The organism is Streptomyces griseorubiginosus, from assembly GCF_001514195.1.
Lineage (GTDB): Bacteria > Actinomycetota > Actinomycetes > Streptomycetales > Streptomycetaceae > Streptomyces > Streptomyces griseorubiginosus.
The window spans coordinates 144,443-150,792 of sequence record NZ_KQ948749.1 but is presented as its reverse complement, the minus strand read 5'-3'; the positions used below and the strand labels follow the sequence as shown (position 1 = coordinate 150,792).

At 66.7% G+C, this 6,350-nt stretch carries 4 protein-coding genes; 1 reads left to right on the top strand and 3 read right to left on the bottom strand.

The features are described from left to right. Positions 1 to 65: 65 nt before the first annotated feature. From AQJ54_RS41110 to AQJ54_RS45930, 3 genes are all read right to left on the bottom strand, one after another. Positions 66 to 998 (bottom strand): NADP-dependent oxidoreductase, encoded by a 933-nt coding sequence (locus tag AQJ54_RS41110; RefSeq protein WP_062246553.1) that lies wholly within the window; start codon positions 996 to 998, stop codon positions 66 to 68. Positions 999 to 1,351: 353 nt separating this feature from the next. Further along, a complete protein-coding gene (locus tag AQJ54_RS41105) occupies positions 1,352 to 2,221 on the bottom strand; it encodes a helix-turn-helix domain-containing protein (RefSeq protein WP_062246551.1) in 870 nt (289 codons plus the stop codon). A gap of 162 nt (positions 2,222 to 2,383) precedes the next feature. Beyond that, positions 2,384 to 2,572, bottom strand: a complete 189-nt coding sequence (locus AQJ54_RS45930) for a hypothetical protein (protein ID WP_159055650.1) — start codon at positions 2,570 to 2,572, stop codon at positions 2,384 to 2,386. A 623-nt stretch (positions 2,573 to 3,195) separates the two neighbouring features. On the opposite strand from AQJ54_RS45930, the gene AQJ54_RS41100 reads away from it, so the two are divergent. Next, positions 3,196 to 6,339, top strand: coding sequence for a family 78 glycoside hydrolase catalytic domain (locus tag AQJ54_RS41100; protein WP_211278650.1), 3,144 nt, complete (start codon positions 3,196 to 3,198; stop codon positions 6,337 to 6,339). Positions 6,340 to 6,350 lie beyond the last annotated feature (11 nt).

Genomic DNA, 6,350 nt, shown 5'->3' with positions numbered 1-6,350 from the left:
TGCGGCCGGAGGTTGTTCAACGTCCGGCCACAGCCGTGAGGTGGCGCTGACGTACTTGATTCTGCTCAGAACGTCAGGACCAGTCGGCCCCGAACACCGCCTGCGGCGAGGAGTCGGTGCGCCTCGGCGGCCTGTTCCGCCGGGAGTGACTTGGCGACCCGGAGAGTGATGAGGCCGTCCTCCACCTGTTGCCGGAGCCGGTCGAGCTTGGCGTGCTCCCGGAGATACCGGAACACGACGATCGGCTCGAAGACGACGTCCCGTTCGCCGGGGGCGTCGTAGCCGCGCAGTGTCACCACCCGGCCGCCGTCACGCACCGCTCGGGCGGTGAGAGCGCCGAGCGACGCGCCGTCGAGGAGTCCGTCGACGCCCTCCGGGACCTCTGCGCGTACCCGGTCCGGGTACTCGGCGCCGCGACGGAGTACGACGTCGGCGCCGAGTTCCTTGATCAGGGCCTCGTCCTGCTCCGAGGCGTCGGCGACCACACGGAGCCCGTCCGCCTTGGCCAGCTGGACGGCGTATCCGCCCACCGCTCCGGCCGCTCCCGTGATCGCGACAGTCTGGCCGGGTTCCAGGCCGAGGGTGTCCAGGGCCAGGCGCGCGGTCAGTCCGTTCATCGGGAGGGAGGAGGCCTGCACGTCGCTCGCGCCGTGGGGAGCGCGGACGACCGACTCCGCCGGGACCACGACCTGTTCGGCGTACGCACCGCGTGAGCCGTCGGCGAGCACGATCGCCATCACGCGGTCGCCGACGCTCAGATCCGTGTCCGTGCCTGTGCCTATCTGGTCCACGACGCCTGCGGCTTCCATGCCGGGGACGAACGGCGGCTGGGCGTCCGGCGACCGGGCGGGGCCGCTGCGCTGGAGGGCGTCGACAGCGTTGACGGTCGCGGCGGCCACCCGGATGCGCACCTCGCCCGGACCGGCCTCGGGTGCGGGCAGCTCAAGAACCTGAAGCACCTCTGGTCCACCGAATTCCGTGAAACCTACTGCCTTCATTCGAAGCACCTCATTGCTTGGCATGCGGTCGTTGAGGTGTCCGACCCTTCCGTCTCATGTGCGCTCGGAAAAGGGGAGGGTTCTAGGCTGGGATACGGCCATAGGGGGGACGAATCTCTCCCCCCATGACGCCGGTGCCGACGAGAGAATGCCATGCTCCTCGCGGTTGTGCTCCGGTACGCCGATGAGAGCAAGCACGCGGAGCAGTCTGAGGCAGGACCTCCAGGGGCGGAACGAGCGGGCCCGGCGTCCGAGTGCCTCCCAGACGGCGGTATCGAAGCAACTGACGACAGCAACTGACGACCGAGCCGACAATTGCACAGCCCTCCAGCCGCCCGTAAGGGGGAGAGGGCTCAGGTGGCGGTGTCGGACGTCGACCGCTTCTGGTCCGCGGCCCAGGAAGCCAGGAGGCGCAGCCTGTCGTGGGACGGGGTGGCGGGTTCGGCGTTCCACACGATGATGTGCTGGTCGGGGTCCGTGCCGCAGGTGAGGGTGTTCCAGTCGAGGGTCAGCTCGCCCACCGCCGGGTGATGAAGCTTCTTGACGCCCTTGCCCCGCATGGAGACGTCGTGTTCGGTCCACCACTGCCGGAACTGTGTGTCGCGGGCGGAGAGTTCCTCGACCAGGGCGGCGAGGCGCTGATCGTCGGGGTAACGGGCGCTTTCCATGCGCAGTTGGGCGATGGCCAGCCGGGTGACCTCTTCCCAGTCGGCATACAGCTCACGCATCCAGGGTTCGGTGAACAGCAACCGGACGAACACGCGCTCCTGTTCCGGGTAGCGCCCGAAATCGGTCCACAGGGCGGGGGCGAGCTGGTTCCAGCCGAGGATGTCGGTGCGTCGGCCGATGACGAAGGCCGGGGAGGCGGTGAGATCGTCCAGCATGCGCTGTAGCTGGGTATCCACCTGCTGGCGCTCGCGTGACGCGGAGGGGCGCACCCTCTCCTTCGCCGCGAGGTCGAAGAGGTAGGTGCGCTGGTCGTCTTTGAGGCGGAGTGCCTTGGCGAGTTCGTCGAGCAGGGGAGCCGATGCCTGGAGACGGCCCTGCTCGATGCGCGTGTAGTACTCGGTGCTGATCGCGGCGAGGAGTGCCACCTCCTCACGGCGCAGACCGCTCACGCGCCGCCGTTCCCCGGCGCGGAGTCCGACCTCGGAAGGACTGAGTTCGGCACGGCGGGCTTTGAGGAACTCCCCCAACTCGTTCAGATGAGGGTTGCGGTTCATGATTTGCAGCCTCGCACAGGAACCCGGAGCTGGGAGGGTGGGTGATCCTGTCCATGTTCGGCTTTACTCATATATGAGTATGATATTGACTCCGGCCTCTACGGCAACAGGTGGAAGAAGACTCGGCGTCCCAGGGTGCGTACCGAGCGTATGGCTCTGGTGTCAAAGGCAGCCTTGTGGCCAGGCGGCGAGGACGGTACGCCCGGTGATGGAGTCCACGGATGTCGAGATCACCTCGGCGCAGGCTTCCGCTGCGCCGCGCGCCACGGCTTCTGCGATGACCGCTGCGTGGCTGTAGCCCGGATGAAAGGCAACGGCGGCCGTGGGGCGGCCGGATTTGGACGTGGTCATGGGGCTCCTCGAATGTCTTGCTCAGTGCGTGACCCAGCTTTGCATCAGAAGAGCGCGGTGTGAGGGGGAAGGATTTTTCCCCTGCATACCCTTCTCCATGACCGATCCCCCTTCGGAGACTGGGGGAAGGCGTGGTCCTCGAGAATTACGTTGAGTGATGCACTCATTTTCTGGCGGCGCGTGGCGGCGAGCGATGCTGACGCCGACAAGCAATGCGACTCCGTCATAACGCCTCTGGGACCCGTTCCACGTGGAGAGAACAGAGAGCGCAGGGTCCAAGATCCGTCTCGTCAGGATTGTGCGGCCCTGACGAGCCCGCAAGACCCGGTTGCCGTACGGGCAAGCTCGCGCATGATGTTTCTCTTCGTCGTCGCGGTGCGGGCAGAACTCTTCAGGAGTCTGCGTTCCGCTTGTTGACGTGTCGCTCGCCACATGGTTAACGTTCCGGCAATCCAGCTGTTTGAAACGTTTCAATTCATGGAGATGTCATGCTCCGCAAACGCTCGCTCCTGCTCAAATTCGTCAGAGGTCTTGTGATGTTGGTCGTCGTCGCAAGCGTGGCGACCCTGCCGACGCCGATGTCCTCCGCAGTGTCGGCGGCGGTGTCGGATGCACCGTTCACCGTGACTGCTCTGACCGCCAACGGCCGGGTCAACCCGCTGGGCATCAGTGGCGAAGACCCGGTCTTCGGCTGGCAGTTGACATCGAACCGGCGGGCGACCTCGCAGAGGGCCTACGAGATCCAGGTCGGACGCACGCCGGGGTCCGCCGATGTGTGGTCGTCCGGCAAGGTGAAGTCCGACCGTCAGGTCGACGTGCGGTACGGCGGTCCCGGTCTGAAGGCGGCCTCGCGTTACTACTGGCGTGTCCGGGCCTGGGACGACAGGGGAGTTGCGAGCGGGTGGAGCGCGGACGCGTACTTCGAGACGGGCCTCCTGAATCCCGGTGACTGGGACGGCGCCCAGTGGATCACTCGTCCTGCGGGGCCGAGTGAGCTCGACAAGTGGACCGACTACACCGCAACGGTCGATTTCAAGCTGGACAGCGCTGCCTTCGGCATGTTCCTGCGTGCCTCCGACACGAGCAACGGCTACATGTGGCAGTTCAACGTGACCGGCCCGACCCCCACACTGAGACTGCACAAGCAGGTCGCGGGCAACTACACCGTGCTCCAGGAAGTGGATCTCGCGCCCTTCGGCTTCACCGACGCGAGTCTCCTCGCCGGCCGGCACACCGTCCGCTACGACGTGGTGGGCGCCACCATCAAGACGACCCTAGACGGCCAACTGGTCAACACATTCACGGACTCCACGTTCAGCAAGGGCTACATCGGCTTCCGCACACACGCATGCTGCGGCGAACGCGGAACCGTCTACGACGCTGCCGTGACCGGCACCGACGGCAGCACCCTGCTCGACACCGACTTCGCCTCCGGGCGCAACCCCTTCAGCGGTGGTGACATCGTCGACTCCGCCCTCGTCGTGTCCGGCACCACGGACGCCCTCTACGCCCCCGCGGCCCGGCCACTGCCGCTGCTGCGCAAGGACTTCGCGACCGAGGCAGGCAAGAAAGTCGCCTCCGCGCGGGTCTACGCATCGGCACTCGGCCTCTACGAACTGCAACTCAACGGCAAGCGGGTCGGCGATCAGGAGCTCGCCCCGGGCTGGACGAACTACCACCAGCGCGTCCAGGCCCAGACCTATGACGTGACAAAGCTGATCGCACGCGGCGACAACGCGATCGGCGCGTCCCTCGCGGACGGCTGGTGGGCCGGCAAGGTCGGGCTCGGCTGGACCCGTCAGTACGGGGACGCCCCCGCCCTCGTGGCCAAGATACGCATCACCTACACCGACGGCTCGGTCCAGTGGATCGCCTCGGACGGTTCGTGGAAGGCGGCGGACGGCCCCTACGCAAAGGCGGACCTGCAGGACGGAGAGACCTACGACGCCCGCCTGGAGCCGACGGGCTGGAGCCGGCCCGGATTCGACGACGCGACGTGGGAATCCGCCGCGAGCGTGAAGTCCCAGACCGCCCTCCTGGTCCCGCAGAGTGACGAGCCGGTTCGGCAGACCCAGGTGCTCCAGGCGCAGAAGAGGACCGAGCCCACCGTCGGCACGTACGTCTACGACCTCGGCCAGAACATGGTCGGCGTGTCACGCCTGACTCTCACCGGCTCCGTCGGCCAGACCGTCAAGATCCGCTACGCCGAGGTGCTCAACAAGGACGGCACCCTCTACACCGACAACTTCCGCAGCGCCAAGGTCACCGACCGCTACACCTTCGCCCAGCCCGGGACAGTGACCTACGAACCCACCTTCACCCAGCACGGGTTCCGCTACATCGAGATCACCGGGGTGGACGAGCCGCCGGCGACCTCCGACGTCAAGGGCGTCGTATGGGGCTCCGACCTCCCCTCCACCGGCACCCTGAAGTCCTCGGACAGCATGCTGAACCAACTGGTGAGCAACATCTCCTGGAGCCAGCGGGGCAACTTCCTCTCCATTCCCACCGACACCCCGGCCCGCGACGAGCGCCTGGGATGGACCGGAGACATCAGCCTGTTCGCGCCGACGGCCAACTACCTGGTCGACACCCGCGCGTTCCTGTCCCACTGGATGGCGGACCTCCGCAACTCCCAGTACGCCAACGGTGACCTGCCGGCGGTCGTACCGACCCCCCAGGGCCAGTTCGGCGACAGCGGTGTCGGGTGGTCCGACGTGATGATCACCGTGCCGTACAACGTGTGGCACTCGTACGACGACACCCGCATCCTGCGCGAGAACTACGCCGCCATGCAGAAGTTCTTCCAGTTCGTCCGCGACAGCGCCGGACCGGATCTCCTCGAACCCGACCGCACCACCTTCTTCACCAACGACTGGCTGAATCTGGACGATCCGACCGAGCAGGGCATCCTGGGCACGGCCTACTACGCCGAGGACGCCCGCATGATGTCGGAGGTGGCCAAGGCCCTCGGCGACGACACGGCGGCGTCCGACTACGGCAAGCTCTCCGCCGACATCCGTGACGCGTTCACCAAGGCCTACGTCGCCGCCGACGGCACCGTCAAGGGCAACTCGCAGACCGGGTACGCGATGGCCCTCGGCATGAACCTGGTCCAGGATCCGGCTCTGGTCGCGAAGGTCGGCGACAAGTTCGTGGCCAAACTGGCGCTCACCGACTACCACCTCAGGACCGGCTTCATCGGCACCCCGCTGCTGCTGCCGGCGCTGAGCAAGATCGGCCGGAGCGACCTGGCCTACAAGATGCTGCTGCTCAAGGACTACCCGTCCTGGGGCTACGAGGTCGTCAACGGTGCCACCACCACGTGGGAGCGCTGGAACTCGATCATGCCCGACGGCAGCTTCGGCCCGGTCGACATGAACTCCTTCAACCACTACGCCTACGGTGCCGTGGGTGACTGGATGTTCCAGAACATCGGCGGTCTCTCCGCGATCGAGCCCGGCTACAAGCGCTCCCGGATCGCGCCGGTACCCGGCGGGGGGCTGACGGAAGGCTCCGGACGCCTCAAGACCGTCTACGGCCCGCTGTCGTCGCAGTGGAGCACGCACAACGGCACCTTCGACCTGAAGGTGACAGTGCCGGTCAACACCGTCGCCGAGGTCCACGTACCGGCGACATCCCGGTGGGCGGTCACCGAGAGCGGCCGACCGGCCGACAACGCCAAGGGAGTTCGGTTCCTCCGGATGGAGAACGGAGCCGCCGTGTTCGAGGTCGGCTCGGGGACCTACAGCTTCGGCGCCGAATGAGCCCGCCTCAC